The sequence below is a fragment of the Selenomonas sp. genome, assembly GCF_052169755.1.
Classification (GTDB): Bacteria; Bacillota; Negativicutes; order Selenomonadales; family Selenomonadaceae; genus Selenomonas.
Map to the genome: position 1 here is coordinate 1 of NZ_JBQNBV010000200.1, position 2,700 is coordinate 2,700.

A 2,700-nucleotide genomic window follows, 5' to 3' on the forward strand; every position below is an offset into this window, starting at 1 on the left:
AAACCCACCTTATCCCAGCGCGGATATATGCCGGCAACATCGCGGTCGAACCACAACGCCTTGTTCTTGAACAAGACGAAACGCTTGTCGAGCACTCCTGCCAGCTCATCCTTAAGCGCGTTCAAGTCCGCTTCCAAACTTTTGGCAAATTCCCATGCCGCATTTTCAAAGATATCCTCGAACTGCTCGCGCTTCAGATACAGCGATGTGCAGCGCGACGGGCGGTTTGTCGGCCGCTGCCTTGCTTGCTGCAGATTCTCCATCCTCTCTCTCCTTTTCATAACCAAAGAAATCAACCTCACGACCAGTCTCCGCAGTGCCTGAAGTTCTTCCATATTCTTTCCCTTTCTCTCTGCCGCGCCGCTCTCAGCTCAGCTCGCATTTCCCCAACTCCGACAGATATTCGCCGTCCTTGATTTTCGTCTCTGTCGAGACGACATACTCGACCTCGCTCGGGCTCTTCTTGCGAATATAGACGATGCCGCTCTCTCCCTCGGCAGCCGCTGTATAGCGCAGGCGGCACTTCTTATACTTCACATCGCGATACGACAACGGATTCTGTACCTGCAAAGCACGCGGTTCGGATGAGTAGTAGAGCGAGAAGCTTCTGTCTTCGCTCTCCACGTCCAAAAACGGCGCCCATGCGTCATAGGGGACATCAAGGCCGATCGTGACTTCGAAGCTGTCGCCCTTGCGCCGTCCGAGGTAGTAGCGGAATTGCGCCTCCGACTCTTCCGAGTGGCTGCCATCGATGACCTTGATGTTGCGATCGCCGCGATAGCACGCGAGAAGCCCGAAGGCGACGCCTGTCTTGCCCGTCGGGCGGCGGTCGAAGGCGCCCTCATCCTCTTCCGTTCCCAGAGGCAGGTGAAGGCGGAACACGCCGCTCGCATCCTTCTCCATCGCCAAGTTCTTCTGCACGTTCTTCTCGATGTTCTTCTTTTCCTCGCGGATGCGCTCTGTGAAAAGCTCCGATACGAGGGGAGATTTGCACGAATTTCCTGCCAGAAGAATGTCGATGGCAGCGGCGACCTTCCGCCCCTTGAAAGCATCCCAGAGCTTCACGAAGAAGTTGTCCACGCCGCGTCGGATGCGATCCTTGAGCATTCTCTGCAGCTTCTCCTTGTCAATATGCAGAGCGATGGAGACCGTTTCATTGCCACGGAAGAAGACCATGCTCTGGCGGTCGTCGTCGAGCGCCGCTCCCTCACCGTCCTCTGTACGCTGCTCCCATATAGGTCGCAGCATTTCCGCCAGTCGGCGACGGTTCAGATGCGCCGCCTCGGAATCATCGAGCAGCAGTTCGCCGCCGGCGAAGTATTCGCAGCCATCGGGGCAGGCGAAGTGGATGCCCGCCTTGCGCATCTCTTCGAGATTGTCCTGATACACCTGATAAGCGATGAGATTCAGTAGCTTCTCGCCACCGAGGTCTTCATCGCTGCCCGCACCGAAATGCTCGATAACATAGTTCCAACTGACGCCGTCCTCCGCCTGCGGCAAGCGCCAGACGCCATAGTCGAAATCCGTCGTGCCGCCGCCGAAGTCGAAGACGGCGTAGCAGATTTCCCGCCCTGCCTGCGGCTGCATGTGCGCTTCGCGCTTGCCCAGCTCCTTGAGAGCACATGCAGCGTAGGCAGCCGGCTCGCTCGCGCCGAACGCCACAGAAAAATCTTCCATGACTTCCTCATCGCGCAGGATGGAGGGCGGCAAGGATTTCTTCAAACCACGCTCGAAGCTCTGGCGAATGCGCTCGCGCACGGGCTTTGAATATTTGACGGGATAGGACAAGATGTAGTCGAGGTAGATGCCGCCGTCGCGGTGCATGTTGTTGATGTAGAGACCCAGGTAGTAGGCATAAAGCTCGATGGGATCGAACGCGCCTTCGGACAAATCCAGATAGGCGGGCAGGACGACTTCCTCGCCGCGCTGATCGCGCATACGGTAGCCACCCGAGCGCGTCGAGTTTGCCCACTGCTTGAGTTCGCTGAACACCGATTGGATGATCGTGCGTTCCTCATTTTCAAGCAGCCGATTCCGCGCCGTATGCGACACCGTGACTTCTTCCCAGCGCGTGAACGGTCGTCCCTCCCGTGCGCGATACGCTGCAAGGAAGGATTCGAGGTCGCGCAGCTCCACGGCGGTCGGATTTTCGTAGTCCTCCATGCGCGGCGCCTTGTGATACTCGCCGCGCCCAATGCGCCGCAGATACTCGCCTTGATTGCGGCAGACGACCGTCGTGCTCTTCGTGCCGAAGTCGATCGCGCAGATTCCGTCCGCACGAATGTCAAGCGCTGGCGGCCGCGCAGGCAATTCCTGTTTCAAGCGCACCTTCTCCGCTTCGGGCGGCTTCTTCAGCATCTGCTCGTACAGTTCCCAATGTCCGGCATTGAGATCGGTCAGCACATTTTCCGCATACGGCGACAGATTCGCACGCACATAGTCGCATTTAAGCAAAATGTCCTTGACCAGCGCAGAGTCCACGCCAAGTGCTTTCTCGCGAGATGTCTCTGCTATCAATTTATCCAAATTGTTTTCAGAAACCAGACCACCGTTTTCTGACTTCCACAAATGACGAAATTTCTTCTCGTCCACTTGGTATGCGCCAGATTTCTTGTCAAGCACAATGTAGGAGGAAAGTGCCTCACGCATCTTCAGCAGAAAAACCTTCAGCTTTTTCGGCAATCCTTCCGGCCACAAATC

The 2,700-nt window shown here is 56.9% G+C and carries 2 protein-coding genes; both read right to left on the bottom strand.

The genetic code is table 11. The features are described from left to right. A partial coding sequence (locus tag ACTTKG_RS10245) for a hypothetical protein (protein WP_442674098.1) occupies positions 1-263 on the bottom strand: 263 nt, incomplete at its 3' end. Positions 264-366: 103 nt separating this feature from the next. Beyond that, positions 367-2,481, bottom strand: a complete 2,115-nt coding sequence (locus ACTTKG_RS10250) for a hypothetical protein (RefSeq protein ID WP_442674099.1) — start codon at positions 2,479-2,481, stop codon at positions 367-369. Positions 2,482-2,700: the final 219 nt, after the last annotated feature.